Consider the following 16271-nt stretch of genomic DNA (forward strand, 5'->3'; position numbering starts at 1 on the left):
CACGTAATGCCCGCCTGGAGCCCGCGTTATGCCTGCCGGGAGTACGAGGAACCCGAGGCCGTCCGTTCCAGTAGTCCGAAGTCGATAATGTAGCGGCGCAGCATGACGACGTCATCGGTATAACTGAGCAGTCGTTCATTAACCTGCTTTTCCGTTAGGTGTTCGCCCGGCTCAAAAGCTTCGCTGACGATCCAGGCCAGGAGCTCCCGCCGTTCCGTCATGTTGGCTGGATACCTCTCGATCCGCCCCAAGCGCATGAAGCGGGCCAATCCGGTCTGCGGCTGCCGCCGGGGTTGCTGTGTGAGGAGGTCGCGGAAGATCGCCCCGGGTGCCTCAAGGTCACTGGCGGCATTGCTTTCCACAAGTCCTGACTCAAGGAGGGCAGCGATGGCCCGGTTTCGCCGGTGGTCATTCAGGTCCGCAAGCACGTCGGGGAGCTTGGCGCCGAGCACTATTTGCGCGTAGGCGGTCCGAGCGTCCGTGTTAGCGAGGGCTGCCACTACACGCCGCCAGTGCGGTCCACTCACCATCGTCGTTCCGGTCACAGCGTTTTCCTCACTCTGCATTTGCCCCCGCGGGCAGGCCGGCTTCGGGATCCAGGTCCGGTTCAGCCGACCTTGAGGGTCAAAAACGAAAGTCGTCGCAGACTTATACCAACACGCTTGCTTCGACGACTTTTGCGGTGTCGACAAATTGTTCGAAGCGGACGATGAGCCCGCCGCGGACGATGAAATGGTGGGCCACCCGGACGTTCAGGGGGTTCCCGGTTGCCCGGTGCGTGGCGGTGTACCTGGCGAGGACAACTACGTTTTCACCCTCTACGATGTACGTGTCGTCGTGGGCTACCCAGCCGTCCCAGTCCCGGCCGAGAATTTCCATGACATTGGAAGTGACCCCGTCGGGGGTGCGGTAGGTCCCTGCGAGGGGGAAGCCGGCCATCTCAGTCCATTCAACATCCGGGGCCATCGTGGCGCGGAGCGCTTCGAGGTCACCGGCTGCTGAAGCCAGATACTGCCGGCGGACGACATCGCGCGGGGAGGTTGAGCGGGCAAGTTCGGTGATGTCACTCAGCCCCATGTCATTTCCCCCTTGGCGACCTTGGGTCCGATTTGCGCCGCGATCAACATCCCGGAATTCGGGTAGCTTTCGATCAGGGCAGCCGTAATGGCCGCGGCATTTGCTGAGCGGGCGAGGATCCGTTCGAATTCCTGGAGGTAGGACCGTGTGTAGTCAATGGCTGTGGAATCGTTGGCCGTTCCCGGCAGCCGGTGGCCTGCGATGACGAGATCCGGGTTCAGGGCCCGCATCTGGTCAAGTAGTTCGATCCAAGCCGAGCGCTGTTCGGGGGTGGCCGTGTCTGCTGTCCAGACGTGTTCTTCCTGGAAGACAAGGACTCCACCGACGACTGCATTCTGATCGACGTTGTAGAGGTAGTGCCTGTCCGGTAGCAGGTCAGAGCCGCCTCGGAGTTCGAAGCGGTACCCGTCGAGTTCGATCGCGTCTGCACTCAGGGGCGCGATCGTTGCCAAGCGGGTCGGAAGATTGGCACCCAGTGCTGCCCACGCCTGGAGTTTACCTTCGTAGGTTGCCTGGATGTGCTCGATGACGATCGGTGTCGCCAGGACTGTGGCATTTGGGAACGCATCGGCGATGACTTCCAGGCCGAAGTAGTAGTCAGGGTCAGCGTGGCTGATGAAAACGGTTTCCAGTTCTTTACCGGAGTCCAGGATGGCCGCGACGAGACGGTGACCGTCGGCCCGGGTGAAGCCGGCATCCACGAGGAGGGCCTTTGATGGGCCGGTGATCAATGTTGCTGACTTGTTGGGTGAACCTGCGGGGAAGTCGAGATCCAAGACTTCAAAATGCAGCGACATGCTGGTGAACCTTTCTCGGATGCCCCGGAGTGTCCGAAGCGAGTCGCGCAGATACGCTTACTCAAATCCAACAATAGCTGACTAGTCAGCTATTCCCTAGGGATAAGACCGTTCGATCATGGCATGATCGGCAGGTGCTGTGCAGCGTTTTTGCTGATCTTCTTCACGGCCGCTGAGAACACCTCGGCTTCTGCGGGTGAGAGCAGGTCGAGCATGTACCGTTCAATATTTTCCACGTGGCGGGTGCTTGCCCGGAGGAGGACGTCTTCGCCATGTGTGGTGAGGCGGATGAGCTGGACCCGGCCGTCGACAGCAGAGCTCTCGCGTTCAATAAGGCCCAGCGCTGACGCCCTCTGCACCAGTCGGGTGGCTCCGCCGGACGTCAATACCCGCGCCTGCGCGATGTCACGCACTGGAATTCCCTTGTTGCCGCCCCTTGCCACCAGGAGGAGAAGTTCAAAGAGTGAATGGCTGAGCCCGAACTCCTGTTCCAGGGCGCGGCCGAGGAGAAACTCCAGCCGGTTCGCCGCACCCAGTAGGCGCCCGAAGACCAAGATGCGATGATCGTTGGCAGCCTCTTGGCCTGATCCAAATTCCGTTGCATTGTTCACCGTCCAACACTAAGCGGAACTAACGGAGTGTCGCTTGCCTCTTGTCTAATTCGGGGGGCGAGAATCAGGAACATCACGAATGTCTATATCAGCGATTTCCTGCGTGCGGGAAGTCCATGAGTAATTCTGGCCCCCGCTCCGGCGGCCGGCCCCTCGCAGGTCGTTCACCCCGGCACAAAACTGGCCCGTCTGGAGGCCTATCAGCCGGCCTGGCCGGAGGGGCGAATCGAGCCGGCGGGATCGTGGTGGACAGCTTGGCGGCCGACTTAGCGGGAAAGCCAGCCCCCGTCGACGTTAATGACGGTTCCCGATAGATAGGTGGACGCCGCGGACGCGAGGTAGACCGCGGCCCCGCCGATTTCGTCGGGTTGTCCCCAGCGGCCTATAGGCATGCGGCTGCGCATGGCCTGGTACCGCGCAGGGTCTTCGCGGTGGGCTGCGGTGAGCTCTGTTTCCATGTATCCGGGGGCTATACCGTTGACTCTGATTCCATGGGGGGCCCACTCGTTGGCGAGGGCACGGGTCACCCCCAGGAGTCCGTGTTTGGATGCCGCATAGGAGGGTACTTCGACGCCTCCTTGGAAGGCATTGATGGAGAGGATGTTAATGATGCTTCCAGGCCGGTCCTCGTCGATCAGGGAGCGCGTGAACGCTTGGGAGAGCACGAAAGGTGTAGTCAGGTTCAAACCGATCACGGATTCCCAGTCTTCGAGGGTGGTTGTGAGCGCAGGACCGCGCCGGATCAGTCCGGCGTTGTTGACGAGGATGTCGGGCCCTTTTCCGGTTTCCTTGGCCCAGGTGATGATTTCTGCGGCCTCGTCCGGCGAGAGATTGGCAAGGTTCTGCGACCGGATCCGGCACCTGACGCCTTGCCCTTCCAGTTCGTCCTTGAATTCGTTCAGAGGCGAGAGGTCCAGCGCCATGACTTCTGCTCCGGCAAGTCCTAGGGCAGTGGCTACCGCACGGCCCAGTCCTCTGCCGGCGCCTGTGACGAGGGCAGTTTTGCCGTGCAGGGAGAAGGGGTTCGCCACGAGTGGCTGTCCGGCCGCAAGGGTTGCAGTGTTCCCCATTGCTGAACCGGGTCCGGCGGGCTTCATTTCGTGGTCTCCGGTTCGAGTACGCGGTCGTGCCGCAGTGATGATTTGGCGGTTTCCTTTGCCACAAGTGCTGCAATAAAGGTGATTGTTGCCGCTGTGCCGAGGTAGATGCTGACACCGAGGGTGTTTTTCTGGTCCACGCTGCCGAGAATGGCGATGGAGATGAGAGGTGCCAGTCCGCCGGCGAAGACCGATGCCAGCTGGTAGCCGAGGGAGGCGCCGCTGTAGCGGACGCTGGTGCCGAACAGTTCAGAGAAGAACGCTGCCTGGGGAGCGTACATGAACGTGGTGCAGACGAGGCCGACGACAATGGCAAGGATAATAAGTCCGTCGTTACGGGTGTCGATGAGCGGGAAGAAGACAAAGCCCCAAAGACCCGTGCCTGCCGCTCCGGCCAGGTAAAGGGGCCGGCGGCCTACGCGGTCGGACAGGGATCCGATGATCGGAGTGAGCACGAACTGGGCCACAGAGCCGATCAGCACGCCGGCTATGGCGACATCCTTGCGCATGCCCAGATACGTGACCATGTAGGTGATGACGACAATGCTGAAAATGTAGTAGGCGATGTTTTCGGCCAGGCGCATGCCCATGGCGATGGCAACCTCACGCGGGTATTTGCGCAGGACCTCGAAGATTGGGGCCTTGGTCTTCTCGCGCATGGATGCTGCCTTCTTGGCTTCGGCAAAGACGGGGGACTCCTCGATACTCAGGCGAACCCAGAGCCCGACAAGCACCAGCAGGGCGCTCAGGAGGAAGGGGATGCGCCAACCCCAGGCCAGGAAATCGCTGTCTGACTGCACTGCGGCCAGCACCCACAGCACGACTGCGGCGATCAGGTTGCCCAGGGGTACGCCGGCCTGGACCCAGGAGGACCAGAATCCACGGTGCCGGTCATCGCCGTGTTCGGCGGCCATGAGGACAGCTCCGCCCCATTCACCGCCCACTGCGAAGCCTTGGAGCAAGCGGCAGAAGACGAGAAGCAGTGGAGCGGCAACTCCGATCATGGCGTAGGTGGGCAGCAGGCCAATGGCGAAAGTGGCCGCACCCATGAGCACCAGGCTGATGACGAGCATCTTCTTGCGGCTTACGCGATCTCCGAAGTGACCGAAGATGATGCCGCCCAGCGGCCGCGCGACAAAGCCGACAGCGTAGGTGCCGAAGGCCAGAAGCACTCCGGTTGCCGGGTCCTGGCTGGGAAAGAATACCGCTCCGAAGACCAGCGCTGCGGCTGATCCGTAGAGAAAGAAGTCATACCATTCGATGGCCGTTCCGATAAGGCTGGCAAATACGACCTTGCGGATGGGCGTCCGTGCGACGGCGACGGACGTCTGGGTGTGTGCGTTAACCATGGGGGTCTCCGTTGGATGTGTCACGATGCTTGATGATGGCTTCTGGTTACGGTCAGCGTTGACCTGCAGGCGCCTTAGGGAAGGAGCACGACCTTGACGGCTTCGGCGTCGGCTGCCGCTTGGAGTGCGCGAGTGCCCTCGGTCAGCGGGAAGGTAGTCACCAGTGACGCCCACATGTCAGGCGCTGCCTCCAGCGCTGCCAGCGCGTTACGGTAGTCGAGGGCGACTGAGCCGTAGCTCCCGACAAGTTGAATCTCGTTCCTGGCCAGCACATTGATGTCCACTGCCGGGATCGACGGGAACAGTCCGGCGACGACGATGGTTCCACCCGGGCCAATATTTGCCACCGCAGATGACAATGCCTGGGCCGCGCCCGATGCTTCCAGCCAACCGTGCAACCCTCCCGGGGTCACATCCTCTGCCAGGATGGTATCTAGACCAAGTAACCGGGCCAGGGGCAGGCGCTGCTCTTCGTCGCGTGCTGCGCCGAGAAGCGTAACCCGATGCCCGCGCTGGTTCAGGAGTAACGCGGCCATGAGGCCTATCGGCCCGGGACCGCTGACCATGACACGGGCCTGGGCCGGTATTGATTGCTCCAGGCGTGTCACCGCGCGCAGGGCCACGGACAGCGGCTCTGTGAGGGCGAGAACCGCAGCGGGCAGATCATTGTCCACCGGCACGGCGCGGTATTCAGGGATGGAGAAGAGATCTGCGGCGGCTCCGTCAAATGAAAGCCCCAGCACGGTTCGATCCAGGCAAAGTTGACGAGTTCCACGACGGCACAGATCGCAGGATCCGCAGCCGTCGATGGCAATGGGCACAATGCGTTGACCGATCCACTGGCTGTCCGTTCCCGCTCCGATACCTACAACGACGCCGACCGCTTCATGACCCAGTGTCACCGGGCAATGCACCCATTCGTAACCCGTATCCTGACGCCACGCATGCACATCGCTGCCGCAGAGGCCGCAGGCCAGTGTCTGGACAAGGAGCTCGCCGGGAGCCGGGTCGGGCTTGGGATGCTCCTGCACCTGCACGTCTTTCGGTGAGGTGCTTTGTTTTCTAAGGGCTTTCACGGTCAACCCTGTACGAATTTGTTCATCGGTTCTTCTCCTTCGAAGTTCCGCAGTCGGTGGTAACGGCTGGTCCGTCGGCGCCGAACAGCGCCGGGGCAGGTTGACAGCGTCATTGGTGTATCTGGATGCCGCCCGGTGCCGCTCCTGGCTGAAGTGGCCGCAGGAGCAGCACCGGACTCGGCCCCGGGTTGCGGCCGGTTGGTGGCGATTCCGGGAATCGCGGTCCGGCCCCCGAGGGGAGAGGAGGCCTCTTAGCGGATGAATTGGTCGACGTAGTCGGCGCCAAGGCCTACTGCTTCGTAATGTGCCCGGGCAAGGGCAATCTTCGTGAAGACATCCTCAATGCCCGTCGGGTTGCCGTCGGGATCCACGTAGATGTAGGTGCCTGTGACGTGGAACAGGGTGGCCATTTCCTCGACCCCGTCAGGAACGACGAGCGTGTGGATATCGCCCGGTGTTTCGAAGGCGTAGGTGCCTTCTTCGGCCCACCATTCGTGCTCCAGGTAGTGCCATCGGCCCTTCAGGGTGATCGCGTGAACCGGCCCGGCGTGCCTGTGGCGGGAGAGGATCCCGGATTTGCGCACGCGCAGGATGTTCACGAAATATCCCTGGCTCGCCGAGAGAATCAGCGGGCGGAAGGACACGTCCCTCGACTGGGGCACCCACAGGCGCTCGTCCGCGTCCAGGTCGAGTGCACCGGGCACGATGACGTCATCGATGATGCCGTAGGGCTGCTCGCCGCGGTAAGGAACGGCAGCCTCATCCATGGTTGCTTCAGCAGCATTCGCAGTCATTCTTCTCCTTCGAAGTTTAGGAACCGATGTGGATATCACATCACTTGCGGAACTGAATCGATTAAGTTCGAACATGGCCAAAACCCGTTTTGCTGAATCGATTAAGTTAAGTATTCATGCCATCGGCCCGGTGCGCAAGAGCTCTCGAGGATTTTTTATTGCCGGCTCACATTCGAGTGTGGCTTAGCCTGTTGTGTCCCTGACTTGAAGGACGTGGGGGAGCACTATGCGCTCGGGGGGCCCGTCGTATCCCTGGATTCTGCGGAGCAGCAGTTCGAAGCCGCGCCGGCCCATCATTTCGCGGGGGACCGTCACTGTGGTCAGCTGCAGCGGCCCGGCGCTGGAGAAGCTCATGTCGTCGAATCCGGCGACCGCCAAATCCTCCGGTACCCGGAGCCCCCGTTCCCGGCAGACGTCGAGGACACCCACCGCGATCATGTCGTTCCCGCACAACACGGCATCAACCTGATGCCCGGCGCTCAAGAGCGTCCGGGCCCGAGCGGCCCCGGATTCCCTGGTCAGCGCACCCCACAGCCCGTCCTCGTTCACAACGGTCGCTCCCGCCATCGCCAGGCCCTCCCGGAAGCCCCGCTCACGGTCTCGGGAAACACTGGACGCGCCGGCGCCGCCGAGCACCGCGACTCTTGTCCGGCCTGTCTCCGCCACATGTTGTGCCAGCTCCCGGGCCGCAGCCAGATTGTCGACCACCACCGAATCGGCGGCAGCTCCCTCGAGCACTCGATGCAACTGTACGAAGGGGACACCGCGTCGGGTGAGGCTTTCAAGCAAGTCGCGGTCCTGATCGGCTACAGAGGTGAAGAGCAGGCCGGCCGAATTCCTGTCAAGCTGGGCCATTGCCGCTTCGGTCTGTCGCTCCCCATTTATGCCGACGTTTGAGACGAATACCTCGAAGCCCTCCAGGGTGGCCGCGGCGATCACTCCGCTGGCAAGATCAGGGTAAAACGGGTTGGCTATGTCGGCGAAAAGCAGGCCGACGGCATCTGTCCGTCCGCGGCGCAATTGCTGGGCTACCTTGTTGGGGCGGTACCCCAGGTCTTCCGCAGCAGTGAGGACGCGATCGCGTAGATCATCACTAACCCCGGGCCGCCCGCTCATTGCATAGGACACTGACGCGGATGAGACACCCACCCGCTGTGCAACGTCGCGGATGGTAACGCGCACGCTCTTATCCGGGCCTGACCGTGCTTCCGTCACCATAGACATCAGCTTATCCGTTTAAGAAGATTTGCGAGATGCGTTTTCTCCTTCGGCGGCGCTTAGCCATTTGGGCGTTTCTCCAGAGGTGCGCGCCGATGCGGCTTTCCTCTCCACGGAAGCCGGCCACCTGCTAGCCCGTTGCCGAGTTTAGGACTTCGGGATACAGCAACTCGTCGGCTTGCCATCTCATCAAAGAATCCCTGCTGAGACGGAACAGTGGCCTCAGGAGGCTAAGCGGGCCTCGCACGGAAACGGACCACGTGCTGGCCGGCTCTCGAGCTTGGGCCTATATTCCTAAGATCTGTTCAGCCAGCTGTGGCTTTAGCCGGTAGGGCGCGTGGGATTGCGGGGCCGCCGTCCATCATGCTTCTTTCAGCCACGCCGCGGCCTCGGATGCCCAATACGTGAGCATCATGTCGGCCCCGGCGCGTTTAATCCCAAGCAGCGACTCAAGGACGGCGCCGCGGCGGTCGATCCAGCCGTTGGCGGCCGCAGCTTCGATCATCGCGTACTCGCCCGAGATCTGATATGCCGCGACCGGTACCGTGCTTGTTGCGGCGACGTCCGCCAGGATGTCAAGGTAGCTCATCGCGGGTTTGACGATCACGATGTCGGCGCCTTCTTCGACGTCGAGTCTGACCTCGGTCAGTGCTTCGCGGCGGTTACCGGCGTTCATCTGGTAGGTTCGCCTGTCCCCGGTCAGTTGTGAATCGACAGCCTCTCTGAAGGGGCCATAAAACGCTGACGCGTACTTCGCTGCGTAGGCCATCACGGCGGTGTTCGTATGGCCCGCGCTCTCCAGCGCCCGGCGAACGGCCCCGGTGCCGCCGTCCATCATGCCGGAGGGAGCCACGATGTGTGCCCCGGAGTCGGCCTGGGCGATGGCCATCCGGCCATAGAGTTCCAAGGTGGCGTCATTGTCCACGTATCCCGTGTCGTCCAGTACGCCGCAGTGTCCGTGGTCGGTGAACTCGTCCAGACACAGATCACTCATCACGACGAGGTCATCGCCCACCTCCGCCCGGACATCGCGGATAGCTGCGTTCAGGACACCCTCGGGGTCCAGGGCGGCCGAGCCGACAGGGTCCCGGTGTGCCGGAATCCCGAACAGCATGATGCCGCCCAGTTCCTGTTCGGCGGCTCGTGCGGCGGCTCGCTTGAGCGAGTCTGTGGTGTGCTGTACGACGCCGGGCATGGAGCCTATGGCTGCGGGTTCGGTAAGGTCCTCCCGGATGAAGGCCGGCAGGATCAGCTCAGAGGCAGTGAGGCGGTACTCGGCTACCAAGCGCCTGATGGCGGGCGAACGACGGAGGCGCCGGGGTCGTGTCCGGGGAAAGCTCATGTCCTGTCCTTTTCTCTTTTATTGGCGGGAGGAGGCCCGTGTGTGGGCTTCGGCGGTTGATTACCCGAGCAATCTGGGGAAAGAGTTGTTCGAGGTGACCTCCGCGTTGAGCGTGTGACGAGGAGGTCGATGTGTAAGGGCGCAGCCATTTTGGATCGGGCTGACGATCTGTTGTTGCCCATCTTGCAGGGCGCCTCAACGGCGCCCCGATGATGTACCTACCGGGCGGGCAGCGCCGCGAGCAAGAACCGGGCCGCGTCGTCGAGGGCTTTGCGCCCCTCGGGGAGCCGGTCCTGGTGCATTTGCCAGACGTGGAACATCTCGGGCCAGACGTCCAGGCTCACTCGCACGCGATTCTCGGCCAGGTGCCCGGCGAGCCGGACTGCGTCGCTGAGCATGAGTTCGTTCTCCCCGATTGTGACCAGGATCGGGGGCAGTCCGCGTACGTCGGCGAAGACCGGGGATGCGTCCGGGTCATTCGGCAGTGCCCCGCCTAGGAAACTGCGTGCCAGCAGGTCCAGGACGGCCTTGCTGTTCAGCGGGTCGAGGCCTTCCCGGCTGGTCATCGACGCGCCTGTGTGCTCCAGGTTCGCCCAGGGTGACAGGGCAACCCCGGCTGCCGGCAGCCGCAACCCCAGATTGCGAGCCTTGATCATCACCGTGACTGTCATGGCGCCGCCGGCCGAATCACCAGCGACCATCAGACGCTCCGGGTCCTGACCCTGCGCCAGCAGCCAACGGTACGCGTCGACGGTGTCATTGATCGGCGTGGGAAAGGGGTGTTCCGGAGCCAGCCGGTAGTGCGGCAGGAACACCCGGGCGTTTAGTCGAACTGCAAAGTTTCCGGCGAGGCCGTGGTAGCCCGCCGGGCTGCCGACGATGTAAGCACCTCCGTGGATGTAGAAAAGGGCCCGGTTGTCCTCCACGGACTCGGGCGTCACCACGATTCCTGGGATCCCTCCCATGTCCACCTCTTCGACGGTGACCCCTTCTGGGGTGGGATGGGCGGCCAGCATCTCGTCGTATGCGGTGCGCAGTTCATCGAGGGTCGTGTCCGACGGTTCTCCGCGGAGCAACGGGGGAAGGGCGGCCAGGCTGGAGCTCCAGTTGTGAACAGCGGTGGAAACTTCTGTGGTGATAGGCATGTTCGTTCCTTTCGAGGGGGAGGTTTAAGTTTTAGCACGTTCATCGGTAAATTGCGATATGACGATTTTGAGGTAGTCTTATGGAGTGCCTACAGATGAGAACCCCGGGACCCAGCTCCAGCAGGATGAGCTGCTTGCAGCACTGCGCGCACTCTCCAACCCACACCGCCTGGCGATCCTGCAGTGGCTCCGCGACCCTGTGACGAATTTTGAAGAACAGAAAGTCGACGCCACACGCTACGGGGTGTGCGTCTCAAGCATCAGGAAGCGTTGCGAGGTCTCCCAGTCCACCGCCTCGCAGTTCATGGCTACCCTCGCAGACGCGGACCTCGTGCAGACCACCCGCATTGGACAGTGGACGTACTTCGCCCGCAATGAGGCGGCCATCGACCGTTTCCGGTCCTCCGTGGCCACGGCTCTCTAAGCCTTCACAACCACTCGTCGCGGGAAAAGTGAGTGAAGGCAATAAGCCTGCTCGGCATCCCGGTGGGGCGCGTGCCGGGGCACCGGCCATGCTGACAGCACTACGCCGTAACCACGGGCGCGTCCAGGACGCGGTAGGCCGGCGCTTGATATTCCGGCGCGGGTGCCTGGGCAGGTGCAGGCGCGTACACCGGCGCCTAGTAGGGGTTGGGGTTCTGGAAGAATTGGGCTTGGGGTGGCGGGGCAGTCGTGCCGCCCGCGTTGAAGGTGCCGATTCCGCCGGTACCTCCGCCGCTGAAGACCGGAGCACAGAAGCCCGAGCCGCCGCCCATTTCGTTCCCGCCTTGGCCGGCCGGTCAGGTTCCGGCGCTGGCCGGCACGGACGTGAGCAGCGGGCCGGCCGCAGCCAGCAGAACAGCGGCAGCGGTACCTGAGGTCTTCAAAGTTTCTCCCCAAGGACGGGCCCTGATCGGCGGCCCCTGAGTGATTCTGGCCGATGACCGGCGCGGACTCGAGGCCAGCGCGCTGGCCTTCGCGAACCGCGGCAAGTACGTGGGTGACCCCGCTTTTGTCGGTGTCCCCACTGCCGCGCTCACTGACCCGATTTTCGGCCAGGAGCGCGCCTGTCAGATTGACCCGCTGCAGGAGGCGCTAGCCGGAATTCCTGCCCCACCAGCCGCAGTGGCCGTTCGCCCAACTGGACCGTGATTTCCTGACCCCAGGATGCGGTGAGGTGGTCGTCCTCCATGCCGTCGCCGAACACCACGAGCTGGTCGGATGCAACGGTGACGCGGAGTCTTTCGCCTGCCTCCAGCGCACCCTCGGTCAAGGATGTGCCGGTGATGGGGGAGGGCCATGCCTCCCGGACGAACCACGCCAGTCGGGGGTCTGTTGGCGCCGGCAGGGTGCGCCCGCCGCGTTCGAGGGCGATGGAGGCGCACCAGCCCGTGGCGCCCGTGCCCGTGGAGACGATCAGGCCCGAGGAAGAGTGACGTTCAGCCTGGCCGGCCGGGGTCGTGAGCTGGTATCGGGCCGACTGGTGCGAGGCGTGCCCGATGAAGACCTCGTTGAGCCCCGAGAGCTCCTGCCCGTCATCGAGCCGTGCTGTCACTGTGGCGAGGTCCTGGCACTGCAGCCGCTCAACGGCGCCGGCCACAGCGGCGTCGTGCAGGAGCCTTGCGGCCGCCTCGGGCGAGTGTCGAACCAGAACCCCCGGGTTTGCTCCCGGTTCCGGATCGATCCCGATGACGGGCTGGGCGTTGAGGTACTTCGCCATGTTGGCCACGAGCCCGTCCTGACCGACCACGGCGATGACGTCCTCCGGTGTAAGCAGGAACCTGCTGAGGTCCGCGCGTTCCACTTCGGCGTGCCGCCATTCGGCCGGAACTGCGGCGCGGACCGTCGCCAGGGCCGTGGTGAGCCGGTCGTGGCGCTCCTGCGCGTCTTGGAGGGTGCGGCCACGGGTGCGGAGGAAGAATTCGGCCTGGCCGCGGGTGGCGTGCCTGTTCAGGAGTTCCTGGAGTTCGGTCCGGCGGTGGACGATGACGAGGCGGGGGTTTGCCATGTCGAGATCCTAGTGTTCGAAGCTGCCGGCGGTGCATGCCGCCACGCCGGCGGCAGCAGCCGGAGCCGCGCCGCTCGCGGGCTCCCTGAACAGCCCGGCCAGTGCCCCGCTGAGAAGGTCCGGCGTGATGGTGAGGTTGCCAATGTTGGGCAGTGATCCGGCTGCGTCGCGCAGGGCCAGTGCCAGCAGGGTGGCCTGTTCCATGCCGCTGTAGACCTCCATGGTGGCGGCCTCACGCGCCGCGGTTGCTTCGCCGACAATCCGGACCTGGTTCGCTTCGGCGGTTGCGCTGATACCTTTGCGTTCGGCCGAAGCCTGCGCCTCGATGAGTCCCGCTGCGGCTTTTTCCTCGGCCTGACGCCGGGCGTTGGCGCCTTCTTGGGCAACCAGGTGTTCGCGTCTGGTGGCCAGCTCGATCTGGCTCGCCATCTCATTCTCGGAGATGGTTCGTTCGCGTTCGACGGCGACCGCCCGGCGTTCGTACACGGCGCGGTCTGCCTCGGCCTGGAGCTGTTCCCGGACCGGCGTCTGCAAGGCCCGTTCGACGTCGGACTCCGGCCGGACCGCCAAGACCTGCACGCCCAGGATCTCGATGCCGGTGGACAGGAGCCGGGCGTCAGCGCTCAGGGCCCCGGTGAGGATGGTGCGGAGCTGGCTGACTCCGCGTTCCAGTGCCTCGGCCAACGTGGTGGTGGCGATCTGGTCGATGGCGTGGCTCTGGCACAGCTGGCCGATGATCGTGGCCACCTGCTCCTTCCCAGTCGCAGGCGCCGCAGCGGCCGTCTGGAGGCCGAAGTCCAGCCGGTTGGAAACGGCCACCGGGTCGATGAAGCGGTAGGTCACGTTGGCTTGGACGCTGACGTCTTGGTGGTCACGGGTGATGGCGTGGAAGAGGGTGGGCAGTTCCTGATCATCCACAGGAACCTCGCTGAGCACAGAGTTAGCCGGCCGGAACCAGAAGGCCTGGCCGACTCCCCGGTGTCGGACCTCGCCCTTCTGCAGGTGGACGACATAGCCGGTGGGGCTGCCCAGGAAGTGGCTGATCCAGGGGTAGCGCTTGATGCTGGCCATGTGATTCTCCTAAACCGTTCGATATTGTCGTCAATCTGACGATAACTAACTTTAGGGCTGCTTTTGAATTATTGTCAAGATGACGATAAGTGCCTACGATGGGTTCATGCCTGAATCCCACCCGGCGCCAGCGCGCTTCCCGGTGACGGTCGACGTCGTCGCCCTCACCGTGACCGACGACGTCCTGAACGTCCTGCTCATCACCCGCCTCATCGAGCCCTTCCGCGGCAGGCTCGCCTTGCCGGGCGGTTTCGTGCTGGCGGGTGAGGACCTGGCGACCGCGGCGAGCCGCGAACTTTCCGAGGAAACCGGCGTCGAAGAGGTCCCGGGCCATCTGGAACAACTGGGAAGCTACGGCCCGAAGGGGCGCGACCCGCGCGGGGATGTGCTCACGGTGGCCCACCTGCTGCTCGCACCCAACTTCCCCGTCCTGTCCGCCGGGAGCGACGCCGAGCATGCAGCGTGGTACCCGGTCAGCCAGGTCCCGGGCGGCGAATTGCGGCTCGCTTTCGACCACGAGCAGATCCTCGCCGACGCCTTGGAGCGGGCGAAGTCAAAGCTCGAATACTCCCCGTTGGGGGCCGCGTTCTGCGGCGATGAGTTCACCATTGCCCAGCTCCGGGCCGTGTACGAGGCCGTCTGGGGCACGCGGCTGGATCCCCGGAACTTCCACCGCAAGGCCACAGGAACGCCGGGTTTTCTGGAAGACACCGGGCGGATGACGACGGGCGAGGCGGGCCGCCCGGCGGCGCTCTTCCGGCTCGTCCAAGCAGCCCGGCCGACCGCTGGCCAGCCGGCCCGGGCCGTGCTCAACCCCCCGCTGATGCGCCCGCGCGACTGACGCTCCATGGAGTCAGGGCTGATGGTGCGGGCCCGGTGCGGGTGGGTGGCCCGCAGGGCCATCGAGTGGGTGCGGGCCGGAGAAGCCGCGATCCTGCAGACTCCCCCCGATGTTCCAGATGGCCTCTGTTACCGGAGTGTGCTCCGCGGCGAGTTGTGGGAATGCGTGGGGGCCCGTCCTGCGATCACGAGAGTTTTTGCTCCCGCTTGCTGTGGCATCGCCGGGCGGTCGCCTTCGCGCAGCCAGTCGTCAAAGAACGCGTCGAGCTGCTGGCCGGAGGCCTTTTCCATCACGGCTACGAAGTCTTCCGTCGTCGCCGTCGAGTCGTTGTAGCGGCTCAACCACGTCCGGGTGCCGCTGAGGAACGCCGCGTCGCCGATCTTCGCGCGCAGCGCGTAGAGGGCAGCCGCACCGCGGAGGTAGACCTGGCCCGCGAACAAGTTGTCACGGCCCGGGTCTGCGATGTTCAGCGCCCAGCGGTTGTTCGCGTCGAGGTATGCCACCGCGTCCCCGAACTGTTCCGGCATCGTGGCCGTGCCTTGGTGTTCGGCCCACAGCCACTCGATGTACGTCGCCCAGCCCTCGTTCAGCCAGATGTCCTGCCAGTCGGACGGGCTCACCGCGTCTCCGAACCACTGGTGCCCGAGTTCGTGCACCACCGTGTATTCGTCCGCAACCTCCGAGTAGACCGGCCGCGTCTGCGTCTCCAGCGCATAGTCGACCGTGTCGTCGTCGACAATCGCGCCGAAGGCCTCGAACGGGTACCGCCCGAACTGGCCCTCAAGGAATGCGATCATCTTGGGCTGCAACGCAAGCGACGCCTTCGTCTCGGCCAGTGCCGCTCCCGTCACGTCCGCGTCGATCGCATTGATGATGGGCAGCCCGTGCGGACCGACGTCGTACGACAGGGCAAAGTCGCCGACGTTCGCCGTCGACAGATAGCTGGCCATCGGGTCCGAGGCCTTCCACGTCCACGTGGTCCATCCCGCCTTCGTCGCCGGCCGGCCGACGGGCAGGCCGTTCGCCACGGCCGTCTTCCCCACCGGCACCGTGATGCGGAACGTATAGGTCGCCTTGTCTTCAGGGTCGTCATTCACGGGGTACCAGGTCGCCGCACCCTCGGGCTCATTGACGACCATCGCACCGTCAGCGGTGGTGACCCAACCGTAGAGCGCTCCGGTGGTGTCGAGCGGCCGGCCGGTGATTCCGCCGTACTCGATCACGATCGACGTCGTCTGTCCGGCCTTCAGCTTCGGCCGCAGCCCGACCGTGAGTTCCCAGATCCGGTTCGCGTCGTTCTGCACCTGGGACCACTTGGCGGCCTTGCCGTCGACCCGGACCGACGTGACGCCGAGGCCGCGCAGGTCGAAGTTGAGCGACTCCAGGTTCTGCTTCGCACGGAGGGTGACAGTCGCGACCCCGCTGAGGCGGCCTGCGAGCACCGCGGGATTGGTCGGTGGCGTATAGCGGAGGGCGAGGTCGTAGTGCAGGACGTCGTAGCCGCCGTTGCCGGCGAACGGGAAATACGCGTCCCCGCTGCCGGGAGCGCCCGCCGTGTAATGGCGGTTGTCGTGGCTGGGGGCGGCCTGCGCAGCCCCGCTGATTGCGCCGACGCCGGCCACGGCCAGCACGAGGATGACCGCTGTCCGGCGCAGGCGCCCTCTGAAGTGCTGCCTCATCACCGATTTCCTCCATCCAGGTCTCGGGATGTCCATTTGGGTGAAACAGCACGCCCGTCGTCCCGAGCAGAAACGATCTCGGTCTGAGTAGTCATGACCGTGCCCCCAATGCAGTTGTGGAATGTCGCCCATGATCCCCACCGCAACTTTGGAAAACCTTGGTACCGGTCCGAAGTGAGGCCGCCTG

Annotated in this window: 16 protein-coding genes; 2 read left to right on the forward strand and 14 right to left on the reverse strand. The window is 64.0% G+C overall.

Going from position 1 to position 16271, the window contains the following annotated elements; all coding sequences use genetic code 11:
* Positions 1-26 precede the first annotated feature (26 nt).
* The 11 genes from AC1DDH_RS00620 to AC1DDH_RS00670 all read right to left on the reverse strand — a co-directional run bounded on the left by AC1DDH_RS00620 (position 27) and on the right by AC1DDH_RS00670 (position 10506).
* A complete protein-coding gene (locus AC1DDH_RS00620; RefSeq protein WP_476954620.1) occupies positions 27-545 on the reverse strand; it encodes a DUF2087 domain-containing protein in 519 nt (172 codons plus the stop codon).
* 103 nt (positions 546-648) lie between these two features.
* On the reverse strand, positions 649-1077 hold the full coding sequence (locus AC1DDH_RS00625) for a nuclear transport factor 2 family protein (protein ID WP_476850093.1): 429 nt from the start codon (positions 1075-1077) through the stop codon (positions 649-651).
* Positions 1068-1874: an MBL fold metallo-hydrolase gene (locus AC1DDH_RS00630; protein WP_476954621.1), complete on the reverse strand. Its 807-nt coding sequence runs from the start codon at positions 1872-1874 to the stop codon at positions 1068-1070. Before AC1DDH_RS00630 ends, AC1DDH_RS00625 begins: the two co-directional genes overlap by 10 nt.
* A 116-nt stretch (positions 1875-1990) precedes the next feature.
* Positions 1991-2485 (reverse strand): MarR family winged helix-turn-helix transcriptional regulator, encoded by a 495-nt coding sequence (locus AC1DDH_RS00635; protein ID WP_476850091.1) that lies wholly within the window; start codon positions 2483-2485, stop codon positions 1991-1993.
* A gap of 266 nt (positions 2486-2751) precedes the next feature.
* The gene (locus AC1DDH_RS00640; protein ID WP_476954622.1) at positions 2752-3555 is read right to left on the reverse strand and encodes an SDR family oxidoreductase; all 804 of its coding nucleotides are present in this window, start codon (positions 3553-3555) and stop codon (positions 2752-2754) included.
* 23 nt (positions 3556-3578) lie between these two features.
* On the reverse strand, positions 3579-4931 hold the full coding sequence (locus AC1DDH_RS00645) for an MFS transporter (RefSeq protein ID WP_476954623.1): 1353 nt from the start codon (positions 4929-4931) through the stop codon (positions 3579-3581).
* A gap of 74 nt (positions 4932-5005) precedes the next feature.
* On the reverse strand, positions 5006-6007 hold the full coding sequence (locus AC1DDH_RS00650; protein WP_476850088.1) for an alcohol dehydrogenase catalytic domain-containing protein: 1002 nt from the start codon (positions 6005-6007) through the stop codon (positions 5006-5008).
* Between the two features lie 251 nt (positions 6008-6258).
* Positions 6259-6801, reverse strand: a complete 543-nt coding sequence (locus AC1DDH_RS00655) for a 2,4'-dihydroxyacetophenone dioxygenase family protein (protein WP_476850087.1) — start codon at positions 6799-6801, stop codon at positions 6259-6261.
* A 183-nt stretch (positions 6802-6984) separates the two neighbouring features.
* On the reverse strand, positions 6985-8025 hold the full coding sequence (locus AC1DDH_RS00660; RefSeq protein ID WP_476954624.1) for a LacI family DNA-binding transcriptional regulator: 1041 nt from the start codon (positions 8023-8025) through the stop codon (positions 6985-6987).
* A gap of 355 nt (positions 8026-8380) precedes the next feature.
* Positions 8381-9361: a porphobilinogen synthase gene (hemB, locus tag AC1DDH_RS00665; protein ID WP_476930829.1), complete on the reverse strand. Its 981-nt coding sequence runs from the start codon at positions 9359-9361 to the stop codon at positions 8381-8383.
* A 218-nt stretch (positions 9362-9579) separates the two neighbouring features.
* Positions 9580-10506: an alpha/beta hydrolase gene (locus AC1DDH_RS00670; protein ID WP_476954625.1), complete on the reverse strand. Its 927-nt coding sequence runs from the start codon at positions 10504-10506 to the stop codon at positions 9580-9582.
* Between the two features lie 85 nt (positions 10507-10591).
* Here AC1DDH_RS00670 and AC1DDH_RS00675 point away from each other — a divergent pair, with 85 nt between their 5' ends.
* Entirely contained in the window at positions 10592-10930 is a 339-nt protein-coding gene (locus tag AC1DDH_RS00675; protein WP_476850084.1) for an ArsR/SmtB family transcription factor, read from the forward strand.
* Positions 10931-11521: 591 nt separating this feature from the next.
* Here the strand turns inward: AC1DDH_RS00675 and AC1DDH_RS00680 are convergent.
* Together AC1DDH_RS00680 and AC1DDH_RS00685 are read right to left on the reverse strand one after the other, a co-directional pair.
* Positions 11522-12493, reverse strand: a complete 972-nt coding sequence (locus AC1DDH_RS00680) for a diacylglycerol kinase catalytic domain-containing protein (protein WP_476954626.1) — start codon at positions 12491-12493, stop codon at positions 11522-11524.
* Between the two features lie 9 nt (positions 12494-12502).
* Complete coding sequence (locus tag AC1DDH_RS00685; protein ID WP_476954627.1) at positions 12503-13564, reverse strand: SPFH domain-containing protein; 1062 nt, start codon at positions 13562-13564, stop codon at positions 12503-12505.
* A 106-nt stretch (positions 13565-13670) separates the two neighbouring features.
* Between AC1DDH_RS00685 and AC1DDH_RS00690 the strand changes: the two genes are divergently transcribed.
* Positions 13671-14405, forward strand: a complete 735-nt coding sequence (locus AC1DDH_RS00690) for an NUDIX hydrolase (protein ID WP_476954628.1) — start codon at positions 13671-13673, stop codon at positions 14403-14405.
* A gap of 128 nt (positions 14406-14533) precedes the next feature.
* Here the strand turns inward: AC1DDH_RS00690 and AC1DDH_RS00695 are convergent, their stop codons facing one another.
* The gene (locus AC1DDH_RS00695; RefSeq protein WP_476954629.1) at positions 14534-16084 is read right to left on the reverse strand and encodes a M1 family metallopeptidase; all 1551 of its coding nucleotides are present in this window, start codon (positions 16082-16084) and stop codon (positions 14534-14536) included.
* Positions 16085-16271: the final 187 nt, after the last annotated feature.

This window comes from Arthrobacter sp. 10T425 (assembly GCF_056393985.1).

Bases quoted from the DNA above. Each gene is read 5' to 3' on its own strand.
- AC1DDH_RS00625 (WP_476850093.1), bottom strand. From the start codon at position 1,077: ATGGGGCTGAGTGACATCACCGAACTTGCCCGCTCAACCTCCCCGCGC.
- AC1DDH_RS00630 (WP_476954621.1), bottom strand. From the start codon at position 1,874: ATGTCGCTGCATTTTGAAGTCTTGGATCTCGACTTCCCCGCAGGTTCA.
- AC1DDH_RS00640 (WP_476954622.1), bottom strand. From the start codon at position 3,555: ATGGGGAACACTGCAACCCTTGCGGCCGGACAGCCACTCGTGGCGAAC.
- AC1DDH_RS00645 (WP_476954623.1), bottom strand. From the start codon at position 4,931: ATGGTTAACGCACACACCCAGACGTCCGTCGCCGTCGCACGGACGCCC.
- AC1DDH_RS00655 (WP_476850087.1), bottom strand. From the start codon at position 6,801: ATGACTGCGAATGCTGCTGAAGCAACCATGGATGAGGCTGCCGTTCCT.
- AC1DDH_RS00660 (WP_476954624.1), bottom strand. From the start codon at position 8,025: ATGTCTATGGTGACGGAAGCACGGTCAGGCCCGGATAAGAGCGTGCGC.
- hemB (WP_476930829.1), bottom strand. From the start codon at position 9,361: ATGAGCTTTCCCCGGACACGACCCCGGCGCCTCCGTCGTTCGCCCGCC.
- AC1DDH_RS00670 (WP_476954625.1), bottom strand. From the start codon at position 10,506: ATGCCTATCACCACAGAAGTTTCCACCGCTGTTCACAACTGGAGCTCC.
- AC1DDH_RS00680 (WP_476954626.1), bottom strand. From the start codon at position 12,493: ATGGCAAACCCCCGCCTCGTCATCGTCCACCGCCGGACCGAACTCCAG.
- AC1DDH_RS00685 (WP_476954627.1), bottom strand. From the start codon at position 13,564: ATGGCCAGCATCAAGCGCTACCCCTGGATCAGCCACTTCCTGGGCAGC.
- AC1DDH_RS00690 (WP_476954628.1), top strand. From the start codon at position 13,671: ATGCCTGAATCCCACCCGGCGCCAGCGCGCTTCCCGGTGACGGTCGAC.
- AC1DDH_RS00695 (WP_476954629.1), bottom strand. From the start codon at position 16,084: ATGAGGCAGCACTTCAGAGGGCGCCTGCGCCGGACAGCGGTCATCCTC.